The organism is Spirosoma migulaei, assembly GCF_054776855.1.
In genome coordinates this window covers 1-20666 of the sequence record NZ_BAAHBG010000035.1, presented here as the reverse complement: position 1 = coordinate 20666, position 20666 = coordinate 1, and the positions used below count along the sequence as shown (strand labels likewise).

Below are 20666 nucleotides of genomic sequence, written 5' to 3'. Positions count from 1 at the left end.
AAAATACTTTTTTAGTTGATAAATGGTAGAAAAAAGTAGCATTGATAAATGTTCCTGCATTAATCCTAAGTAAGCCTTATGACGACCTTTGATGAGTATAAGAAACGAATAGACCTAAGCGAGTATGCCCAGCGTCAGGGATGGGAGGTAGACCGTGATAAATCAACGAACACAGCAACCGTGCTGGATAAAAAGGTTCTCGGTGAGACGCAGGATACCATTGTTGTGTACAAGGGAAAGGATCATGATTACTTCTATACACCCAATCATGACCGGGAGAAAGGAGATGTTATCAGCTTTGAGCGGATTAAAAACGGAACGGATTGGAAGGAAATTAATGACAAATTAGCTCGCTATGTGGGGGATGTGTCGCAGGACCGTTTAGTGTCGCAACCCGTGAATACGCATTCACATAACCAGGCATTTCAGCATAACTTCAAGTTCCAAACGATCACGGAGACCGACTATCTGGAAAGCCGGGGCATTAGTAAAGCCACGATCTATGCTGAGGAGTTTAAGGATCGGATTTTTAATAAGGAATTTAGCTACAAAGAGTTTTTGGAGAAGGGCGTCAATCAGTTAGGTAAACTGGCCCCTATTCCGGAGGCTGAGAAAAAAGCAATCCAGGTGATTGGCCTGGAGAAATACTATTCAAAACCGTTTTTTGACCAGCTTAAAACGATCCAGGGACACGTAAAAGATACGGGTAAGCTGCCTGACAACTATTTAGATTCGTTGCGTAATACGTATGGGTATAAGGCACCGGAAGGGGCTACGGACCGAATAATCGTGAACACATCGTTCCCCTTGCGAAATGAAGAACATGTCATTGCGGCCATCAATCGAAACAGTGAGTATAACCGTATCGAACAGTCGAAAGAAAATGCGGTATGGTCATCCAGAACAGATTATGATAAACGACCCGTAAACACTGTCGTCATTCATGAAAGTCCGATTGATTCACTATCCTATCACCAGCTCAACCCACCCGCAGCCGATGAAAAACGATTATATATCGCTACCGCTGGTAATATATCCAGGGAGCAACCGGTGCTCATTGAAAAACTTGTGAAAGAAAGCCAGGCTGACAAACTGATTCTAGCCAATGATAATGATCCGGGGGGCATTAGACAGAATATTAACCTGGCCGGTCGATTGAAAGTATCACCCGAAAGCGAAACAATGCATGCTCAACTTAATGTACATGAACGGACGGATGGACGGTTGCTGATCACGCTTGCCCACCAGAATCAGCGGGAAGGCCAGCAGCGACTCACCGAACTAGCGGAGCGGTTTACAACGGCCATTAATAAAACGATACCAGAGGGTGCTGAAAAAGAAGCCAAGGCCACCATCATTCAAAACGGTTCGCGATCCTCTGAACTGGAAATCGCCTTTACTGCCAACCGGGAAAATCTAATTCGGGTGGAAAAGACGTTGATTCAGGAACGTGGTCTTAGTAATTACGTCCAGGTTCAGCGTCCCATTGAAAAGGACTATAATGAAGATTTAAAGCGGGCAACTCCGTTCATCGTTGCCTACCAGGAAGCCAGTGGCCGGGAGTACATCGCCGGGCGCTATAAGAAGGAGATAGACACCTATGCGGCAGTTGCTGAAAAAGCCCTGGAAAAACCCCAGGCCCAGGTATCCGCTTATATGGAAATCAAAACGCCAGAAGGTGCCAAAAAAGTAGAATTAGCCCAATATGATCAGGAGAGCCAAAAGGTAGTTGCTACTCCAGAATTTGGAAAACGGGTTGATGAGCAGCAAAAGCAACAGGAAATTCAGGATCGGCAGCAGCAAGTAAGTCTGGCCGCAGCAAAAGCAAATGCAGGAGATATTAAAGTAGTCGATAGAGATGGCAATACGGTGGCTAAAACGGAATATACAGTTGAAGTAGCAGCCAATGGCCAGACAAAACTGCGTAAAGAATCACAATACGACCAGGAAGAATTAACCAGGGAAGGCACTTCAGGTAAAGACCTGCAAACGGCGATGAACAAGGAAGTCGCTAGCGCCACAGGAGCGGGTAAGGGGAATGTAGATGGAGCCGATTTAAAGGATACAAAGCAGGATATCAGTCAGCAGCAGGAGACCAAACGTGGGATGTCAATGTAAAGCCCTAAAACAAAGCTTCATGAAAACCACCAATGAGACCATCGTACATTATGTAAAGCGAAAGGGGCTAAAGCACAAAATAGTGGCCGAATCCATGGATATGAAAGCCACTACCTGGTATAAAAACCGTCAGCTATGTAGCAAAAATGTGTCCGTTGAGGAAATAACCAAATTAGCTAGTTTCTTAAAAATATCACCCTACAAAGCCTTTGAGCTGACTTACAACCATTTTTATCAAGTAAGGAATCAGCCAGGATAGCGAACTGAAGGATTTATTTAAAACTAGGAAGCCCACTGAGCGTGGGTTTTTTTATTGAACGTAAAAGCTGATAAACAACAAAAAGAACGACGGGGAAAAAAAGGGGGTTTAGTTTGATTATTTTATAAAATAAAATTTTATATGTTGTAAAATATGAAATAAATATTTAACTTTAGTTCATAATCAATCAGTTAAACGACTAAATACTTGATATTTATGAAAGCGAAATTCACCCCTAAATCGCCAGGTGCAACAACTTCTAATGCGTCAGAAAGTGTAGACATCTACCTGAAAATCACCAATCTGTTCATTGAAAAAATTGAACAAGGTGTCAATCCCTGGAACAAAACGTGGTCAACGGCGGGTCTCGCTCCACAAAACTATTTTACCAAATCGACTTACCAGGGTATTAATTTATTCCTGCTGGCATTGACCCCGTATGATGTACCTTTTTTCTGTACGTTCAATCAGATCAAAGCGCAAGGCGGTAAGTTACGGGCAGGGGCTAAAAGTTTGCCCGTCGTTTACTGGAATGTAGTGGAAAGTAAAACCGAGACCGTGACCAGAGATGGTAAGAAGGAACCTAAGAAAAACTCGTTTATTAAGTACTATAACGTCTTTAATGTCCGCGATGTAGAAGGAATAGACTTTGTGATTCCTCAGTCTACATTGGCTCGACATGAGAATCAGACCATTACTGTTTGTGAAAACCTGGTCGCTGCCATGCCTCAGGCACCGGTTATCCGTCACTCGAATAAAAACGCTGCTTACTACGTACCATCCGCTGATTACATGAATATGCCAGACCTGGAGCAATTCACCTCTTCCGCTGAATACTATAAAGTTTTGTTTCATGAACTTACCCATGCAACCGGCCATCCGAGCCGATTAAACCGGGAGGGCGTTACCCAGCTTTGTCGCTACGGATCGACTAACTACAGCAAAGAAGAATTAGTGGCGGAGTTGGGTGCATCATTTCTGTCCACCTTTACCGGGATCGCAACCCCGGAGCTGTTAGGTAATGCAGCGGCTTATCTAGAGGGGTGGTTACGCCCCCTGAAAGAGGAAAAGAAATTTATCTTTTGGGCCGCAAAGGAAGCGCAGAAAGCCGTTCAATTTATTTCCCCTACGTTGACGGACTGGCAATCTGCTGAGCAGGAATAAGAAGCAACGCACAAGCCTGCAATCACTTGGATTGCGGGCTTGTGCGTAAAAACTTGTAAAATTGTCCGGCTACGCCGGAATGACTAAAAACGAATGAAAAAGGAAGCACCTGTGTTTTATCTGGAGAAAACGACCTTTGTTATCAATGGGGTCATTACCATTGGAGGGAACCAAAGGTTGTTTGTGGATGGCGTCGAAATTTTGCCCGGTGAAAGCCAGAAACTAGTTAATCACAGCCCGGATGGCTTTAGTTGGGGATACGGTGGCTCCGGGCCTGCGCAGAGTGCCCTGGCAATTTGTCTACAGATCTTCAAGAATCAGCACGTGGCAGAAGTGCTCTATCAATCCTTTAAGGAAACGTTTGTTAGCCACTGGCAACCGGCTGGAGCACCGTTTCAGAAAGAAATCGATATTACGGATTTTCTCATTGATCACCGGGATGGATTACAAGTAGCCTTAGAAAGGGAAATGAATGATCAGGAATGGATGGAGTCAGAGGTTGAGGAAATTAGCTTGTCAATGCTGAAAGAATCCGTTGATGAAAAAAGCTGCGTCATTGCGTTGCAGCCGATTAGAGTTGAGCCAGTGCAGTCTTTACGATTTTGGCAGGTGGGTGACCTGGTAACCATTACGCACCCAAGCGAAGAAGGGGTAAACGCCTTAGTGTATGAAGTTTATGATCGGCCTGATAATAGCTACGGAATTAGCCTGATTGCGGAGGACGGTCGTAATTTAGGCGGTTGGGAGCCTGAAACATGGAAGTTTCTGGAATTTAATCAGGCAACTGACTTAGCGTATAGTTTTGAGAATGTAGGTAAACTGAACCACGATTACCAAAAGGGTTTTTTTACTCCATATTTTGGTGGGTTTTAACATGAGACACCCAATCGAAAAATACAATCGCAGCGGCGAACCGTCAGCAACAAGCTGAAGTTCTAGCGAACTTGCCTGAAGATCAGCGGGATTATATGGCGCGAATGTTTCGAATCGGTAATGCATCCTATACCTATCATAACCAAGTAAAGAATCTAACTGTATTCGGTAAGGGAAATGAGGGTGAACAACCATTAGGTGATTTACTGGCTTGGTTGGAACAGCTTTTGAATCTACAGATCAGTAACCCCCCGGAGGGACAATTTCAGACGGGAAGTAACTCCGCCCGTGAATTGCTTGAGATCTATTTTGAAGAATATTTGGCGGGTTTGCCGCACGATGGACTACGAAGAGCAGAAAAGGAAGGTGGACTTGATAAAGCAAAAAATAGCTATCCGTTCCGTCGTTACGTTCTTGAACGACACGACCTAGGTATGGATGAGTTTCTACGGCAAAATTTGAGCGAAGAAGACTACGCTTTTCATGTTGAATGTGGTAAGCCGCTGTCAGATGAGACATAACTTAACTAATCGATTCTCTGCTATACTGACAGGGAAATGGTTAAAGCTTTGCGGTTAAACAACGGATTGCATGGAATCTAAAATTATAATTGCTTTTAACGCTTACAAAGGGGCATTAGCTGAACTGGCTAGTACCTTGAAGAATCGCGTAAAAGCCAGTTCATCGCTGAAAGCCTTAAAAGAAGGGTTAGGCTTAACGGCCAATATGTACTACCAGCGCTTGAATTACCCGCAGAATATACCACGTGATGAGATTGCCGCTTTTGCAAAGCTACTTAATGACAATACCCTGATTCAACTTTATGACCAGACCCAGGCAATAGGTCGTCAACTTTCAAATGAAATAACTGATTACATCAAAGAGGCTGATTTGACTATCACATTCATTTGTAAGAAATTAGATACTGACCCTTCAAGTTTTTATCGAAAGCAAAAAGATCCCCGGTTGTGGAGTAAAGAGGAGGTTGAAAAAATTACCCAAGTAGTGGAGACAATTAAAAACTTGTAGATCAATTAATCAGACGTTTTTCTGAACGGTTTTGGGAGATGATTACTTCTCGTTCAGTTAATGATGATGCTTGACCTTTTCGTGAACGATAACAAATAAACCAAACTAGACAAACCAACATAAGATACATCTAAACGCCTATTCATAATAACGCTTCTTGTCAAGCAACGCAAAAGATAGAAATAAGTATAGCTGGGAGAATATGCCCAGTTGAAAGGAGCCAGGTCAATTTTGATGTAGTTTCTCTACGTGTGCGATTGATTTTAGTACAAGTGCTCTATGCTTTCGGGTAAGCATGCATTTGGGTAAACGACTCCCCAGGCTTTGATTTCGCATGGCCAACCCAGTCCGTTCCCGCAATTGAGCCTCAATATGGTTACGTAGAAACCTGAGGTGTTCATAATTATACGCCCATAACTGATTCGTCCCGCAGGGAGTAGTCAACCAAAGCGGTAAGCCAAAATAAGGATCTGACGGTAGTTCTGCAGAGGTTTGAGAAACGCTTGCAACTTTATTGAAACCACAATGTGAACAAATAAGTCTTCTTGATCCATACACTGTCGGCAAAGCTACCACACTGGCTTGTTGTTGACAGGTTGAGCAAAAACACCCGTGTGCTAGTCCGAGATTGTAATTAATTGGGTCTTCGGGTTTACGATTGCCAAAATCGGTGAATACCCAGGTTAATTCACCCTTATTTTTCCAGTACTGAAGTAACTACTGAAAAAAACTGTTTTTTTAATTTTAGAATCATTAAAAAGCCGCGCTATATTGAATTGTACCCTGTTGCTGCCCAAAAGGACGTACGCCCTGATTGACAAGCATAGTGCCGTTCACCGATAGACGATGTAAGGGTGTCAACTGATAATCGAGGGTAAGGCTAGTATTTATAGCCGTGTTCAGCTCATCGGCATCACTTAGGCGCTGTTTGTTTGTGAGGTAGCTCCCTATAAACAATACACATAGTTTGTGGTCTTTCCCTATCTTTTTGCCCATGCTCACTGAAGGACCGTGAACGAGAAAACTCAATCCTGAAGCGCGGGAGTGGCTATAACTGTAGTTGATGTTCAGATTCAACCCGGCGGCCGATCGCTGAAATGTATACTCCAGCGCGTATATCCAGTTCTGGCTTTGGTTCCCGTCGGCGGTGTAGGGGTTCAGGTCCTGCAATGCCTGGTACGTAGCCGAGCCGTTCAGGCTGTGCTGTCGGGTATTATTCGCCCAGCACTTGAACACGCTACCCGACAGCGTGCCGTTGTTTTGGGCCACGCGGGTTGTATCATTGAGGGGGCGATAGCCTGCCGCCTGGGTAATGCCGTAGTTAGACCCCGTTAGCTCGACCGTCAGATTGTTATCGGATGCGTACGAGATGCTGGCGGAAGCAATCAGCCGGTTGGTGCGGATACGCTTTTGATTGAACAAGTTATCATGTTGCCAACCCAGGCTGCTGCGCAACTGAAGTCGTTTTTTAAACAACCGGATGGTGGGAGCTACTGTAAACCGCTCTACATCGGTCTGCAAATAATACACGCCCATCGACTGATAGCCGGGTTCAATGCGTTTGTACCGGAGTTTCAGATCGCCCCAGGTTGTGCGGTAGCTAAGCGATGCCTGCAAGGCTGTACGGATGCTGGTTGATGCCCGGATAGTAATTAATTTGCTGAATCCATTCAGGTAATTCAGGTATCGAAACGGATTGTCGGCAGGTCCGGTTATAGGCGGGGCTTCAGCGCGAGTGTCGCTGGTATAGGCACTGCCAGCCGCATCCAGTTCGACGGTTAATTTTCGGTTGGCCTGAATCCGGCCACTCAGGCCCAGCACGGCGTTTTCGGCGGGCAGCGGCCACGAGACACTATCGGCGCGGACAGAACGGGCATCATCGGCTACGTGAAGCAGGATTATATCGAGATAGCTACGATCCGTCCCAATACCCAGTCTGGCACAGTAGCCTATTCGCCGGAAGGCGGGCACTGGGTCGTGGTCAGTGGTGGATGGTTCAACTGCCCGGTTAAACCGTCCGGCAATGAAGCCAACGCGCAACAAACCTGGATTCAACTCAATGCCGGCACCCAGAAACGTATGACCCGCCAGCGTTAGGGGTGAAAACTCCACGTTGCGGTAGCCACCATGCAGGATCAGCCAGTTTTGGTAGCGCGGGCTAACCCCGATGGCATTATACCCCTGCCCGTACCCGCTGGCTGGCGTACTCCACACGCCCTGAAGGGGAATAGTCCAGCCCGTACGCGTAGTTAAAGTCAGGGTGCCGCTTAGATACCAGGGAGAGTTTAGAACGTAAGTGGTATCCTGATTTCGCAGGGCGTAAACACTCGTTGTCAGGTTCAGATCGCCAGTAACATTCAGCTCTGGTTCGGTCGGATGGATTGTATCTGACCGAACCAGAGCTGCCGAAACCGGCTGTATTGACCCTGTGGTATCCGGGCAGGTCATCAAGTCATTCGCCATAACTGACCTGCCTACTAAGTCGAAAGCAAAGAGGAAAAGCAGCGCAATTTTCACGGTATCTGTAGTAGGGGAGGTGCCCTGCAAAATTGACCGTTTTAGTACCCTGAATCCAATACAAACAAGTTTGTATTTCCCTCATTACCAGTTAGTAGCAAGCTCTGGTTTGGAGGGGTTACGATCTAAAATGGGTACAAGCCACCCGCGAACTGGCCGGGGCCAGTTCGCGGGTGGCTTAATTAAAAGAGGACGTAATTTGTCGGTATAATCGGGGGGATCGTTTGGTTCCCGGCTGCTCGATTGCCTGTTGTCCGGCTTTATAACTTTATGTCTTGTGGACCCGATGGTGCGTAAATCAGGAACTTGAGTGTGTCGGAGGTCGTAGCACCCGCCAGGAAATAAATGACTACATTGGTAAACTTATTCTTGCAGGCGTAAGCCTCGACGCCCCCCGTGTTGGGAGTACTTAAGTAAAGATGGCTGATGTGCGTAATCTGACTCATGCAGATTTCACCCGAAACGCCGGCAGTAGCCAAATACGTCGACCACTCAACTACTTTATTATTCTTGATATCAATAGCGGCTTTTACCTTGTACTTTGGGGCGCCAGTTACATCGTCGATATCCGTTGAATAAAATGTTACGTACTTGGTTTGATCGCGGGGACTGTACGCTACCTCCTCAAAAGAGTATTTGGCGGGTTGTGCGTAACCTGATAAGGCAATGAGGAGAAGGGCGATGATACTGAATATTTTTTTCATGGTTTTGATTGGTTTGATTAAAAAAAGAGAACTGATTTTGTCCCGTTTGGGTGATACAAAGGTGGCACATGGGTGAGGGGTAAATCCATACAAACAAGTTTGTATTTTTCAAGAAATCAGATGATTAGAAAAAATATAGCCGTCCTAACGGTTGGGGCGGCTGTACTACTATGTACCGGAAAAAAAGAAGAATCTTAGACGCCTGGTTTATTCACACTCGCTTAGGCCGTCAATATTTTTGAACAGTAATTCATGCTGTTTTCTGAAAATAGGCTGCATAACAAACTGTAGCGGAACCGGGGCGTTGAAGTCAATAATTTCCTCCACTACGGTCCGACTATTCTCGGTACGGATGGTAAAGTTCATGCGGATCGTAACTAATTTCATGACCCTTGCCAGCATCTTCACCCAGTTTTTTGCCCGGTCTGACTCAACCGTCACTGAATAAGTAAAGGAAACGGGCAGGAAAGCGATTCGTAAGGTTTCGTGCACAACATACTGCTGATTACCTGCCGGGACAATTTTGGTAATGACTGGATGTACCGAAGCAAACTTTTGCATATCCGTCAGGTACTTGAAAACAAGATCGGCTGGCTGGTCGATGGTAAACGTTAAGTGCATGTCCATTGTACGAATTCATTTAGCTATACTACTCATTAACGCAGATCTTTTACAACAGTACTTGTCCGGTTAGCCCGGTTAATACCTTTCAGGATAAACCCGTATACGATTAGTGTAAGGGTAACCCCAAACGAGAGCCACTTGGCTAATTTGATCAGCTCACAAAACACCGCGACTACCGTCGATTGAGTTGGGTAACTCAGGAGTAACGTGACAATGGCTGCGTTTTCCAGATAGTCGGACAGCAGCGTGAAAAAGGGCAGTACAACAAACCCTCGATTTGGTTTGTGGCGGAATAGCATCGTCAGCAGAACCGCCAGCAGCAAACTATATACAAGCGGGTAAACCAGATCAACAGTAACTTCAATCTGGGCGTAGTAGGAGCGAGCCGCCGGGCCGTAATCGGCTACCATAGTCAGTGTTCGGGCGGTGTTAAAGCCGAAGGTCAGGTCGATAGGGCCAATGGATTTACCCGCTAACTGATTGATGGTGCTCTCCGCATTTTTGAGCCAGTAGGCCGGGAAGCTTAGGTAAAGAACCAGCAGGAGTAGCACGGTTTTCCCGTTAGCCATGCGGTTTAGGAAGTTGTATAGAGAATGCATAATTGGAAAGTCACTTAAACGTCCGCACAGACTAGTCGGAAGACCAGTCTGTACAAAACCTTGTTTATATTTTTAAGCTTCAACTAGCGACTCTTTCGTTCTTGCCGGTGTTTTTACGGACTGAAGTGTCTGCAATTCCTGCGTTAATCCCTTATACATACCTGGATTAAAGGGAGCCATAAATTCAGTGATCGGATTGCCGGTTCGGTGGGTTTTCAGGCCCATATCGCGCATGAGTTCGTCGGCATGGTGGAACGAAAAAGGAATAATGCACGTCCCCGACGAATGCCCGTGTGGTACCCGCTGCATGAGCCATTCCTGATGCCTGGCAATCTCGGCTTTCATCGCTTCGGCACTGGGCACATTAAGCTGCCCCTTCGCGTATTGCGCCGAATAATGCGCAGCTAATTCCGACGTGAAAGGTGTAAACAGAGACGGGTTATAGCCTACAAACGATAGGTTGGGTACGTCGGCGGGCAGCACATTCCGGTACAGTTGGAACCAGCCTTTCTGATTTCGCAGTCGATTACTGATAACTGCATCGAAAAACGGCACCGTTTGCCGGAATCCAGTGGCAAATACCACCATATCGGCTTCTATCTTTTTGCCATTGGTCAGGCGTACACCGTCTGCTTCGAAGCGACTGATTTCGCCTTTTTCGAGCTGGATTTCGCCCGTAGCGGCCCGCTCGTAGAAGTTATCGGAGGTCAGGCCAATGGAGCAGTTGGCGATGCTGTCGAAGGGCTTATCGGGCAGCAGACCGCTTTGTTTGAGTTTTAGCTGAGAAGCCACCTGATTACCAATGGTCTTCACCAAGAAATTGGTAACGGGTTTACCCATGGGCCCGTGCAGGAATTTATGAATGCCGTACAAAAACCGGTACGGAAACAGCGATTCGCCGAAGCGGTGTAGCAGCAGGTATTTAAAATTGAGGCCTCGGAAGATACGCGGCATTTTCCACTTCGCTTCCCGGTAAATACACACCGGCTGGGTAGAAACCGAACTTACCTGCGACAAAATATCATGAGCCGATTTAGCAAAACCAACCACCGCTACTTTCTGCGTTTTAGCCGCGTCGAGGTGTTCCTGCCGAAATTCGGTGCTGTGCATCACCTGCCCCTTGAATAATTCTCGGCCCTGAACGGTGGGTATATTGGGTTCGCTGAACACCCCATTACAAACTACAAGAAAATCAACGGCCTGCTGACTGGACAGACCCTGTTGCGCCGTGTGAAGCAGCCAGCCGCCCCGTCCACCGTCGATAGGTTCGGCGTGCTGAACGGTGGTGTTGAACTGAATGAAAGGCAACACCTTGAAGTAGCGGGCATAGTTCGTCAGGTACTCCTGCACCTGCTGACCGGTGGGCCATTCGGGGTAGTGTTTGGGCATCGGGAAGTCCGAAAAGGTGTAGGTATCCCGAGTGTTCTGCGTGGTCACGTTCGGGTACCGCCGGGTGGACGTCCAGACCCCGCCCAGCTCGGATTCTTTTTCAAAAAGAACGACCTCAAAACCATGCTCCTGCATGGTTTTGGCGGTTGCTAACCCACTCACACCGGCACCGATAATACCGATTGTTTTCTGTTGCGTTTTCATGAATTGGTAAGAAAAAGAGGAAGATTTTTTAGCTCGTCTGAGTGATACAAAGGTGGCGGATAGCCGGTGGGTAAATCCATACAAACATGTTTGTATTTTCACTCGAAAAGGCGTTATTTAGGTTCTTCCTCTTGATTATCAACATGAAGTGTTCCTATTACCTATGGGTATTTCTTTTGCTGACAGGTGTGGTCAACGCTCAGTTAATCCGGCAGCCCCTAGGAGTAGCCCCCGTTCAGTTTGATGCAACGGGTAAGGTTTCGCTACAAAATCACCTCTTCCATCTCGTTGAATCGACGGGTCAGCTGAGCATTCAGCAGGTCATCGAACGCCAGCGAATGGACCAGTTTCAGCCCTTGATTAGCCTGACCGATCGGCAGGATTTTGGCTACAATACGACTGATACCCATTGGCTGTTTTTTACTCTTCAGAATCCTGCTACTGCTCAGCAAACCCGGCTGATGCTCGAAATAGAGTACGCCAACATTGATGATCTCCAACTGTTCGAGGTTAGCGGAGACAGCATTCAAACCGCCGGCCCAACCGGCGACCGGTTTCGCTACGCCCAGCGACCTTACCAGAATAATAATTATGTATTTCCCATCACCTTGCGAGCGGGGCAGCAAACGGGGTATTATCTGCGGGTGAAGCAACCGTACGCTATTTTATCGTTTTCCATGCAGCTCTGGAACCGTCCGGTGTTTGTAGCCTCCGACCGCACCGAATACTTTTTTTGGGGCATCTACGTGGGTATCATCTGCATTGTGCTGGTGTTGAATTTGGTTATGCTCCTGGCCCTGCGCGACTGGATCTACGTTTGGTACAGTTTGTATCTGCACTTCATTACCATGCACCTTTTCTCCGACTCCGGTCTGGGATTCCAGTACTTATGGCCGAACGTGCCGTACCTAAACGAGTTTTCACCAGTTTACCTCTATATCTGGGCGGCTATGGTGGCTCAAACCACATTCATGCAATATTTCATCCATCAAAATCGCCGTAATAGCCGGATGTATAGGTGGGTCAATGCGTTCAGGATTTTGGTAACCACAGCCCTGGCGGCATCCATTGCTGTACATTGGCTCCAAATTACCGGCCGCGAGACGTATATGTACCGGTTAGAGTCCCTGGGTACGACCTGTTTTGTACCCATGATGGCCTTGCTGATGATGCTGAGCCTGTATGAAAAAAGCCGTACTAAACACGCCGACGAAAAAGTAGTACGCTATTATAGATACGCCCTAACAGTTCAATTTAGTGGGTACGTGCTCGTGGCGTTCATGAACTTTTGCCAGGGACGGGGCTGGTCGCTTCCCTTCGATGTAGAGACGTACGCGCTAATGGGCATGAGCGTACTAATTGATCTGGTGTTTTTTACGTTGGGATTGACGTATCGCTACAAGCAGGCTCAGGAAAAGAACCAACAATTGGAGTTGGAGCTGCTGACTAATCAGCAGATGGCTCAGAGTCAGCTTATTACGTCGCTAGAAGTCGAACGGCAGCGACTGGCTCAGGACCTGCATGATGACGTTGGCCCCTTGCTGGCCACCGCCAAAGGATACCTTTCTCGCCTGTTTCGAACCGAGCCATCCCCACCCTTGACACAGGCGCAGAGCCTGATTGACGAAGCGGCTGACGAACTACGTACCCTGTCCCACCAGTTATTGCCCCGGCATAATGTAGAGCAGCCGCTTGCGGATGCCATTGCTGAAGTTTGCCGCAAACTAGGCAGGCATGGAGTACCCGTTCGGTTCATGAGCTTGGGGGAAGCCCGGCCGATGGACGAGCCCCGCGAGCAACTGCTATTCAGCCTGGCCACGCAACTAATTCGCAACGCCCGCCAGCACCCGCAGGCTACTGAAGTCCTTGTTCAGCTCCTGTATCATGAGGAACAAGTGAATCTGTCGGTAGAGGACGACGGCGGGCCAGCCCTTTCGTCCGTTACTACTATCGATCATCTCCGCGCCAAAGCCGAGTTGCTTAAAGCCGAGTTACTGATCGACTCAACCGAAACGGGCAATTCGGTTATGGTGAGTGTGCTCATGCTTAATCCGGCACAGGTATGATTAGAAATCTGGTTCTACTCTTTGTCGTCGTCGTCGCTTCCATACTGGGACTTGCTGCGTACCATCTTCAGTCGATGAATGCCCTGCCGGAGCAGGCTACACCTTATACCCACTGGGAGGATGTTGGTGGGCGAGCTAGAGTGTTGGATGCCATGCGTTTAGCTTCGTTGCATCGCTTCACGCCAGTTCGAAAACGTCGGATCAATTTTGGTTATACCGAGGTCATCCATTGGTTCCGATTTCGATTGGCAGCGGATCGGTTACCAAAGGAATTGACGTTTGAAATCCGCAATCATTCCATCGGCCGGCTGGAGTTGTTCGAGGTGAAAAATGGGCGTATTACATCGCTGGGAAAAACGGGGAGTCGCCTGCCCTTTGTCCAGCGGCCCTCACCGACGAAGACCTTTGCTTATTTGCTCAATGTTGAGCCCGGTGAACAGGCTGATTATTATCTCCGGCTCGACAATCGATATAAGAATCTGGCCACTGAACTAACCCTTTGGCGCACCCGCGATTTTGAGGATAAAGAACAACGGGAGTATTTTTTGTGGGGTATTTTTTCGGGCGTTGTGGGGTTAATTGTTGGGTTGTCCTTCCTGTTTTTTAGTACCACCCGTGATCCGATTTATGCCTATTACGGCTTGTATATTTCAGGTCTGGCCCTCCGGCAATTTGCCGATACCGGATTGGGGTTTCAGTTTCTTTGGCCATCCACGCCCGCCATTAATCAACCGGACCCCGTAATTGAAGCCCTCTGGTTATACCTGCCCGCTATGCTCCTGTTTCAACAGCATTTTTTGAATCTGCGGGCTGAATCGAAACCCGCCTTTTGGGCAACTCAGGTACTCCAATATGTCATTTTTGCGCTGTTTATTTGCTTGGTAATTTGCCAGCTAACCGGCATCACTGAATCTTACGCGGGCGCAAATCGGCTGATCCGGCAAATACATACGGTATTGACCAACACCTTTCTTTTGGTGGTTATCGCCAATATGGTGGTTGGATTAAGAAGTACCGATGCCGTAAAGCGATTATATGCCATCGGATTCGGAATTCAGACGGCTGGACAATTGGTTGTCGCGAGCCAGAATATGATGAGCTATCAACGCGAAAGCCTATTTCTGGTGGAGCCTTACCTAATTTTGATGATTGTCTTTTTCATCGATCTTGTTGTGTTTTCATACCTGCTGGCCTACCGGTATCGCAAATCGCTGGACGAACACCGGCGGCTACAGATTAGCCTGGCCCAGACCCAGCAACTTACCAACGAAGTGGTTATCGATGTGCTGGAATCGGAACGGCAACAGGTGGGAACACTCATTGTAATGGATGTGGGTGGCCGACTTACCCAAACCCGCTCGCTGCTGGCTACGCTAACCCCCTCAAGCTTGCTGAACGAAGCCGTTGGCCTGATTGATAAAACGGACGACTGCCTTGAGCAGATTCTCCGAGACAGTATTCCCCCCGATCTGGCGCAAAAAGGCCTCCCGGTTGCCCTGGCCGAACTGGTTCGGCAACGCAGCCAAACCAGTTCGGTACATATATCCTTCACCCACGAAATGGGCGGTACTACAGACGTATGTAATTTATCGAACACGCAAACCAGGCAGCTTTATCGAGTAGCTAATGAACTGATTAGCAATTTAATAAAGCATGCCAACGCTACGGAGGGTCAGGTCATTTTGCGGCAGAAGCCCGATGGCTGGCAACTGAGTGTATCTGACAATGGTCAGGGATTCGATCCGATGCTAATCCAAAAGCAGGCTGGTATTGGTCTCAAAAATCTCTCTGCCCGCGCCCAAATGCTGGGGGCAATAGTTACCACACAAACAGGCGAAAATGGGACAGTGATATGTATAGACGGCTAATAAAATATACAAACTTGTTTGTATGTTATCAAGCGGTCCATCCGCTTACTTTTGATAAACTATCAACCAACTCAGCGCCTTGGCGTCAATCCGTTACATAGCATTATTAGTTGCGCTGACCATAGGCTCCGGTTATGCGCAACACCCGGCCTTCATCAGGCTGGGGCAACCATTGCTGGTTGGTGGCTTTGCAGACACCTTTGCCGATTCAACCCGGCAGCTAACCCTGGCCCAGATTCAATCGCTTCACGAACGGGAACAATTCCGGGTCTTACCGGGTAATCGCCTACTGAAAAACTACACGTCTGCCACCCACTGGCTTCATTTGCAACTGGCCCCCGCCAGTAGTCGGCAAGTCGTTTATCTGGAAATTGACAATCCACGTATTAATCAGGTTGACTTTTATCAGGTCGTGAATAAAAAGACGGTCAGGCAGGTTATTACGGGCGATTCATTGCCGTTTGGGTCACGCGTATTTCCGCATTTTAACTGGATATTTCCTGTACTTACTGATGCTCGTTGGCCCACCGACGTATTTATCAAACTTGATAAACACAACGAAATTCTAAGCACTCAATTAACTGTATGGGACTCAAATGCATTTGAACGCCACGACCGGCAGCGGTATTTGTTATGGGGCATGCTGGCCGGGCTAACGGTGCTGGTATTGCTGCTGAATGGCATGGTCTGGCTCGCCACGTCCGACGCACTTAATGGCTGGTTTATGGCTGTCATTGTGGTTACTGCGTTTAACCTGATGGCTGCGTCAGGGCTGGGCTTTCAGTACGGCTGGCCCAATGCACCCGTCATTAATGCCTGGTATCCGCAGACGATCTCCACCTGGCTCATTGTGCTGGCCCACGCCCATTTTATGCAGCGGTTTATTGGCCAACGGGAAGATAACAGCCGCATTATTCATTGGGTTAACCGATTTAAATACACGATCATTGCGAGTATTGTTTTAACGATCGGACTCGTGTTGTTTAAGGCTGTGCCGTCTTTCTATTTCCGGGTACTGGTCTGGCAAACCCTGTTTTTTTCACTACTGGTGCTTCCGTTAGCGGTACTGAGTCTGCGTGAACGCAGCTATCGACGTGAACCAATTATTCTATTTTACGCAGCTATCACGGCCATCCAGGTGCTGACATTACTCCTGTTTTTTGCCAACCTGCTGCTGACACGGGCGGGCCAGGCACTGTTTCCGATGCCGAATGAAGGGCTTGTGCTGGTTAATTATTTAGTCGATCTGGTCTTGATGTCGATGGGTGTACTTTATTTCGGGTTCACCAACTATCGCCAGCGAAATAACCAACTGCTAACGGCTCTTCATCAAAGCGAGCAGGCCCAGTCTGATCGCATTATCGAAGCGCTCGAAATTGAGCGGGGTCGTATGGCGGAAGATCTCTACGACGATGTGGGGGCTATGTTGTCAACGGCTATTGGCTATGTGTCGAGTGTGCTCCGTAAACCCGACGTTCGGGAGCGGTTTCCATTATTGACAGAAGCCCGCCAACTGTTGGTTCGGGCGGTGGACAACCTGCGCATGGTATCGCACAATCTGATGCCCAAGAATTTTGCTGAACTAGGCTTAGCCAACTCCCTGGCCGAGACCATCGACAAGGTATCTGTCAGTACCGATATAAAATTCCAGTACATCGTAAGCGGGCCAGAACGGCGGTTGAATGCCAATACGGAAGTGCAGGTTTTTCGTATCGCAGCTGAACTCATTAATGACATTGTAAAGAATTCGGCCGCCACCCATGCTACGTTTCAATTGATTTTTGGCGACAACAGCCTGACGCTGCTATCTGAAGATGATGGCCCAAATCCTCCCCAATACAACAACCTGCACTCGAAAGTGGCGTTCATAAACGGAACCATCAACACTAATATCAGCCCCGACGGTGTAACGGTGCTGGCCGAAATACCTTACCCTTAATTAAGCTCAATCATGGACACTTCCCCCAAAATTCTCATCGCTGATGACCATCAACTTTTTAATGATGGCATGAAAATGATGCTCGCTGCCGAAGATACTCTTCAGGTAGTTGGGCAGGTATTCAGTGGAAAAGACGTACTTGATGCCGTCCTTAGGATGCAGCCCGATGTCGTGTTGCTGGATATCAATATGCCACACCTGAATGGACTGGAAGTGGCCGACAAACTACTCAAAAGCTATCCGAAGGTGCGAATTATCATGCTCACCATGTACAGCGACCGCAAGTTTGTGGAAGATTGCCAGCGGATGGGCGTGCCAGGTTATATCCTGAAAAATTCCGGTGTGGATGAAGTACTGACTGCTATCGAAACTGTACTAGCTGGTAAGCGCTATTACGACCCAAAACTCACCAAAAGCACGACACCCAATCAACACGTTGACGATTCGTTTCAAAAGCAATTTCAACTGACCAAGCGCGAAATCGAGATTATCGGCTTAGTCGGGCAGAGTTTTACAAACGAAGAAATGGCGGATAAACTGTTTTTGAGCGTGGCTACCGTGAAAACGCATCGGAACAATATCAATCTGAAATTGGGCATCAACAAACCTGCCGATCTGGTGAAGTTTGCCGTAGAACATGGGTTGGCGTAAGATGTGATACACAGGCTACAAATTGTATTTGAAAGCTTGTAAAAATTGACCCGTCCGGAAAAGTGTTGACCGTTGTCCGATCCTGAAAATAAGTTGTCAGTTTTTGAGTTAAAAAATATTCGTCAATCTTAATCCTGATATAGCATTGTCAAAGTAGATAAAACGGATATACTTACCCAAATTGGCCTTGATCCCGGACAACCTTTGACCGTTTATATACCTTCGGTTTCCAGTACTTTTTCAACGGTTGCTCGCTCTGATGAGCCATCACTGGTGTCAGGTAACCACAGCTCATATGGGGCCGCAGGTGGTTGTAATTATAAATACTTTTATGAATCGCTTTCTCAGCTTCCTCAAAAGTAACGAACACTCGGTTTAGCCGAAAATCCGTCTTTAGAATTCCATTCACCCTTTCAGCGATGGCGTTCTCATAAGGGTCGCCTTGCTGAGTCATACTGATCAAAATGTTCGCTCCTTTCAACTTGCGAACGTAGTCAAAACTACAGTATTGGCTGCCTCGATCAGAATGATGAATCAGTTCGTCTTCCCTTTCCAAGTGGGTTGATAGAGCCAAATCCAGGGCTTTTAGACTGCCTTCTGCCGTCAAGAATGGATGAAGGCAGTAGCCCACAATCAGCTTTGAATAAGCGTCCGTTATTAACGATAGATAACCAAATCCCAACCCAATATACAAGTAAGTTATATCGCTAACCCAAACCTGCCTGGGAGCATTTATAACCCTATCAATAAGCAGATTAGGATATCTCTGTAAGCGATGATTAGAATCCGTTGTTCGTGGCGTCTGTCGACCCTGACGGATAACCATAGCATGATTGTATAAGATCTTGTGCAGCTTATCACGCCCTAATTTGATGCCACTTTTGGCTAATGGCTCTGCCAACAGAAGATGTAATTTCCGGGTGCCCAGGCCAGGCACATCTCGTCTGAGCGCCGTCACCAGGTCTAATACTAACATCGCATGACTCACCGATCGCTGAGCACGTTGTTTTCTAGCATGAAATGCTTGTCGGCTCACACAGCTCCGGCGGCCCGGCAAACAGTCGACAAAGGCTTCCGACACTCACCTTTGCTATCTCGTTTTCACGAAGGGTTAGGACCGTTTGGTGCCAGACTTTTTTCTGATCGGCACGTTTAATTCTTTTTCAGCGGTCTCAATCATGGTGTTGAGCGCTAAGATCAGCAAATTGGCTTGCTGTAGAGTCTGTTCCAACTCCTCATTACGCTGTTTTAAGGCGGCCATGTCGCGCTTTTGTGCTTGCTTCATGGCGGGTAAAGTTAGCAAGCCCGTCTTCATCTTCTGGCGATAGAGTTGGACCCAGCTACGTAGAGTATGGCCACTGTGAATGCCTAAATCCTCCATTACCTGGCTTACTTCTTCACCGCCAAAGAGGATACGAAAAACGTCGGTCTCTCGGAGTTGTTCGCTGTACTGAAAGCGACTCAACAGGTCGCGAATGTGGTCTTGCATAGTTGTCGATTTTGGGTGAAAATCTGACAATCTATTTCAGTGTAAGACAGTATTCCTCGTTCAGATCGTCGTTCGGCAGCTCTTCATCTGGTAAATCGCTGACGGGTTGTTCACTGCCTACGCCACTGTGTCCTTCGGCCGACTGGTTTTCCAGTCCGTTCGGTGAAATGGCCTGTTTGGCCCGGATGATATCTTCTCTGTCTTCGCTTTCCATATCGTGATCGAATTGTTTAAATGTGTATTGATAGTAATCTGTTCGTTATACCGCCCGTTCAACTAATTCATCCTCCGAAACGGTCTCTACGTTGACAAGCTCCTGTTTTTTTTGTGAAACGGCAATGGGACTGCCATAAAGATAAAAGAGCTTCTGTCGAAGGCCACGAGCTTTTCGCACGTCATTCACCATGTCAATGAACTCGTGAAAATTGATGTGGATTGGATTCGCTTTATTGCCAATATTCGTCGTGATACCGTAGATCGGCGCTTCCTCTTCAGGCTGGTAGGTTCCCAGCAACCGATCCCAAATAATAAACGTAGCCCCGTAATTTTTATCGATGTACTTCTCCTGCGATCCATGATGTACCCGGTGGTTAGACGGCGTGGCGAATATAAATTCGACCCAATTCGGCAACCGACGGATGTACTCGGTGTGCACCCAAAACTGGAACAGGACGGCTACCTGGCTAACCGTAAAGAAAATGATGGGGTGAAACCCGATCAGGGCTACGGGTAGAAAAAAAATAACCTTTAAGTTCTGAATCCAGCTCAGACGGAATGAAACCGTCAGATTGTAATGCTCACTGGAATGATGAACTACATGGGTTGTCCACCAGAATCGACGTTCATGCGAAATGCGGTGCGCCCAATAACTAAAAAAATCAAAGATGAGGTAACAGGGAATAAACGTCCACCACTGAAGTGACATGCGCCAGGGAAGCAGGTTGTAAAGCCAGACGACCCCATACAGCAGGCCGAGTTTCAGACTGGTTCCAATCACAACTGAGCCTAAACCCACTAAAATGGACCCAATCGTTTCCTGTTTATTATAATAGGGCTTCTCCTGAAAATGCGTAATCAGAATTTCTATTCCGGTCAGTAAAAACATGACCGGGGCTGCCCAGACGATAAGGTCTGGTGCCGCTTTTTCGACGGTCCACAGTCGCTCTAAAGGGA

General features: G+C 47.4%; 19 protein-coding genes. 10 read left to right on the top strand and 9 right to left on the bottom strand.

The window, feature by feature from the left end:
• Window positions 1–78: 78 nt before the first annotated feature.
• The 6 genes from ACYVGO_RS32310 (at window position 79) to ACYVGO_RS32285 (ending at window position 5443) form a co-directional block, all read left to right on the top strand.
• Complete coding sequence (locus tag ACYVGO_RS32310; RefSeq protein WP_460972868.1) at window positions 79–2118, top strand: toprim domain-containing protein; 2040 nt, start codon at window positions 79–81, stop codon at window positions 2116–2118.
• A 19-nt stretch (window positions 2119–2137) separates the two neighbouring features.
• Window positions 2138–2377: a hypothetical protein gene (locus tag ACYVGO_RS32305; protein ID WP_460972867.1), complete on the top strand. Its 240-nt coding sequence runs from the start codon at window positions 2138–2140 to the stop codon at window positions 2375–2377.
• 216 nt (window positions 2378–2593) lie between these two features.
• Window positions 2594–3541, top strand: a complete 948-nt coding sequence (locus ACYVGO_RS32300; RefSeq protein WP_460972865.1) for an ArdC family protein — start codon at window positions 2594–2596, stop codon at window positions 3539–3541.
• A gap of 93 nt (window positions 3542–3634) precedes the next feature.
• Window positions 3635–4414 (top strand): DUF6166 domain-containing protein, encoded by a 780-nt coding sequence (locus ACYVGO_RS32295; protein ID WP_460972864.1) that lies wholly within the window; start codon window positions 3635–3637, stop codon window positions 4412–4414.
• A 71-nt stretch (window positions 4415–4485) separates the two neighbouring features.
• Window positions 4486–4935 carry a hypothetical protein gene (locus tag ACYVGO_RS32290; RefSeq protein WP_460972863.1) on the top strand — a complete coding sequence of 150 codons (450 nt, stop codon included), beginning with the start codon at window positions 4486–4488 and terminating at the stop codon, window positions 4933–4935.
• A gap of 70 nt (window positions 4936–5005) precedes the next feature.
• Complete coding sequence (locus ACYVGO_RS32285; protein ID WP_460972862.1) at window positions 5006–5443, top strand: hypothetical protein; 438 nt, start codon at window positions 5006–5008, stop codon at window positions 5441–5443.
• 753 nt (window positions 5444–6196) lie between these two features.
• Here ACYVGO_RS32285 and ACYVGO_RS32280 read toward each other — a convergent pair.
• The 5 genes from ACYVGO_RS32280 to ACYVGO_RS32260 all read right to left on the bottom strand — a co-directional run bounded on the left by ACYVGO_RS32280 (window position 6197) and on the right by ACYVGO_RS32260 (window position 11480).
• Entirely contained in the window at window positions 6197–7990 is a 1794-nt protein-coding gene (locus ACYVGO_RS32280) for a hypothetical protein (protein WP_460972861.1), read from the bottom strand.
• Window positions 7991–8220: 230 nt separating this feature from the next.
• Window positions 8221–8664, bottom strand: coding sequence for a hypothetical protein (locus ACYVGO_RS32275; protein ID WP_460972860.1), 444 nt, complete (start codon window positions 8662–8664; stop codon window positions 8221–8223).
• A 207-nt stretch (window positions 8665–8871) separates the two neighbouring features.
• Window positions 8872–9291, bottom strand: a complete 420-nt coding sequence (locus ACYVGO_RS32270) for an SRPBCC family protein (protein WP_460972859.1) — start codon at window positions 9289–9291, stop codon at window positions 8872–8874.
• Window positions 9292–9320: 29 nt separating this feature from the next.
• Window positions 9321–9887 carry a hypothetical protein gene (locus tag ACYVGO_RS32265; RefSeq protein ID WP_460972858.1) on the bottom strand — a complete coding sequence of 189 codons (567 nt, stop codon included), beginning with the start codon at window positions 9885–9887 and terminating at the stop codon, window positions 9321–9323.
• Between the two features lie 72 nt (window positions 9888–9959).
• Window positions 9960–11480, bottom strand: coding sequence for a flavin-containing monooxygenase (locus ACYVGO_RS32260; RefSeq protein WP_460972856.1), 1521 nt, complete (start codon window positions 11478–11480; stop codon window positions 9960–9962).
• 143 nt (window positions 11481–11623) lie between these two features.
• On the opposite strand from ACYVGO_RS32260, the gene ACYVGO_RS32255 reads away from it, so the two are divergent.
• From ACYVGO_RS32255 to ACYVGO_RS32240, 4 genes are all read left to right on the top strand, one after another.
• On the top strand, window positions 11624–13546 hold the full coding sequence (locus ACYVGO_RS32255) for a sensor histidine kinase (protein ID WP_460972854.1): 1923 nt from the start codon (window positions 11624–11626) through the stop codon (window positions 13544–13546).
• Entirely contained in the window at window positions 13543–15414 is a 1872-nt protein-coding gene (locus ACYVGO_RS32250) for a sensor histidine kinase (RefSeq protein WP_460972853.1), read from the top strand. Before ACYVGO_RS32255 ends, ACYVGO_RS32250 begins: the two co-directional genes overlap by 4 nt.
• Window positions 15415–15493: 79 nt before the next feature.
• Window positions 15494–17353 carry a sensor histidine kinase gene (locus ACYVGO_RS32245; protein WP_460972852.1) on the top strand — a complete coding sequence of 620 codons (1860 nt, stop codon included), beginning with the start codon at window positions 15494–15496 and terminating at the stop codon, window positions 17351–17353.
• A 12-nt stretch (window positions 17354–17365) separates the two neighbouring features.
• On the top strand, window positions 17366–18004 hold the full coding sequence (locus tag ACYVGO_RS32240; protein WP_460972851.1) for a response regulator: 639 nt from the start codon (window positions 17366–17368) through the stop codon (window positions 18002–18004).
• Between the two features lie 172 nt (window positions 18005–18176).
• Here the strand turns inward: ACYVGO_RS32240 and ACYVGO_RS32235 are convergent, their stop codons facing one another.
• From ACYVGO_RS32235 to ACYVGO_RS32220, 4 genes are all read right to left on the bottom strand, one after another.
• Entirely contained in the window at window positions 18177–19040 is an 864-nt protein-coding gene (locus tag ACYVGO_RS32235; RefSeq protein WP_460972850.1) for an IS3 family transposase, read from the bottom strand.
• Window positions 19041–19115: 75 nt separating this feature from the next.
• The gene (locus ACYVGO_RS32230; RefSeq protein ID WP_460972849.1) at window positions 19116–19493 is read right to left on the bottom strand and encodes a transposase; all 378 of its coding nucleotides are present in this window, start codon (window positions 19491–19493) and stop codon (window positions 19116–19118) included.
• A gap of 31 nt (window positions 19494–19524) precedes the next feature.
• The gene (locus ACYVGO_RS32225; RefSeq protein WP_460972848.1) at window positions 19525–19707 is read right to left on the bottom strand and encodes a hypothetical protein; all 183 of its coding nucleotides are present in this window, start codon (window positions 19705–19707) and stop codon (window positions 19525–19527) included.
• Window positions 19708–19752: 45 nt separating this feature from the next.
• Window positions 19753–20666 (bottom strand): sterol desaturase family protein (locus ACYVGO_RS32220; protein ID WP_460972847.1); only part of this gene is annotated, 914 nt, incomplete at its 5' end.

Bases quoted from the DNA above. Each gene is read 5' to 3' on its own strand.
- ACYVGO_RS32310 (WP_460972868.1), top strand. From the start codon at position 79: ATGACGACCTTTGATGAGTATAAGAAACGAATAGACCTAAGCGAGTAT.
- ACYVGO_RS32305 (WP_460972867.1), top strand. From the start codon at position 2,138: ATGAAAACCACCAATGAGACCATCGTACATTATGTAAAGCGAAAGGGG.
- ACYVGO_RS32300 (WP_460972865.1), top strand. From the start codon at position 2,594: ATGAAAGCGAAATTCACCCCTAAATCGCCAGGTGCAACAACTTCTAAT.
- ACYVGO_RS32295 (WP_460972864.1), top strand. From the start codon at position 3,635: ATGAAAAAGGAAGCACCTGTGTTTTATCTGGAGAAAACGACCTTTGTT.
- ACYVGO_RS32285 (WP_460972862.1), top strand. From the start codon at position 5,006: ATGGAATCTAAAATTATAATTGCTTTTAACGCTTACAAAGGGGCATTA.
- ACYVGO_RS32275 (WP_460972860.1), bottom strand. From the start codon at position 8,664: ATGAAAAAAATATTCAGTATCATCGCCCTTCTCCTCATTGCCTTATCA.
- ACYVGO_RS32270 (WP_460972859.1), bottom strand. From the start codon at position 9,291: ATGGACATGCACTTAACGTTTACCATCGACCAGCCAGCCGATCTTGTT.
- ACYVGO_RS32265 (WP_460972858.1), bottom strand. From the start codon at position 9,887: ATGCATTCTCTATACAACTTCCTAAACCGCATGGCTAACGGGAAAACC.
- ACYVGO_RS32260 (WP_460972856.1), bottom strand. From the start codon at position 11,480: ATGAAAACGCAACAGAAAACAATCGGTATTATCGGTGCCGGTGTGAGT.
- ACYVGO_RS32255 (WP_460972854.1), top strand. From the start codon at position 11,624: ATGAAGTGTTCCTATTACCTATGGGTATTTCTTTTGCTGACAGGTGTG.
- ACYVGO_RS32250 (WP_460972853.1), top strand. From the start codon at position 13,543: ATGATTAGAAATCTGGTTCTACTCTTTGTCGTCGTCGTCGCTTCCATA.
- ACYVGO_RS32240 (WP_460972851.1), top strand. From the start codon at position 17,366: ATGGACACTTCCCCCAAAATTCTCATCGCTGATGACCATCAACTTTTT.
- ACYVGO_RS32230 (WP_460972849.1), bottom strand. From the start codon at position 19,493: ATGCAAGACCACATTCGCGACCTGTTGAGTCGCTTTCAGTACAGCGAA.
- ACYVGO_RS32225 (WP_460972848.1), bottom strand. From the start codon at position 19,707: ATGGAAAGCGAAGACAGAGAAGATATCATCCGGGCCAAACAGGCCATT.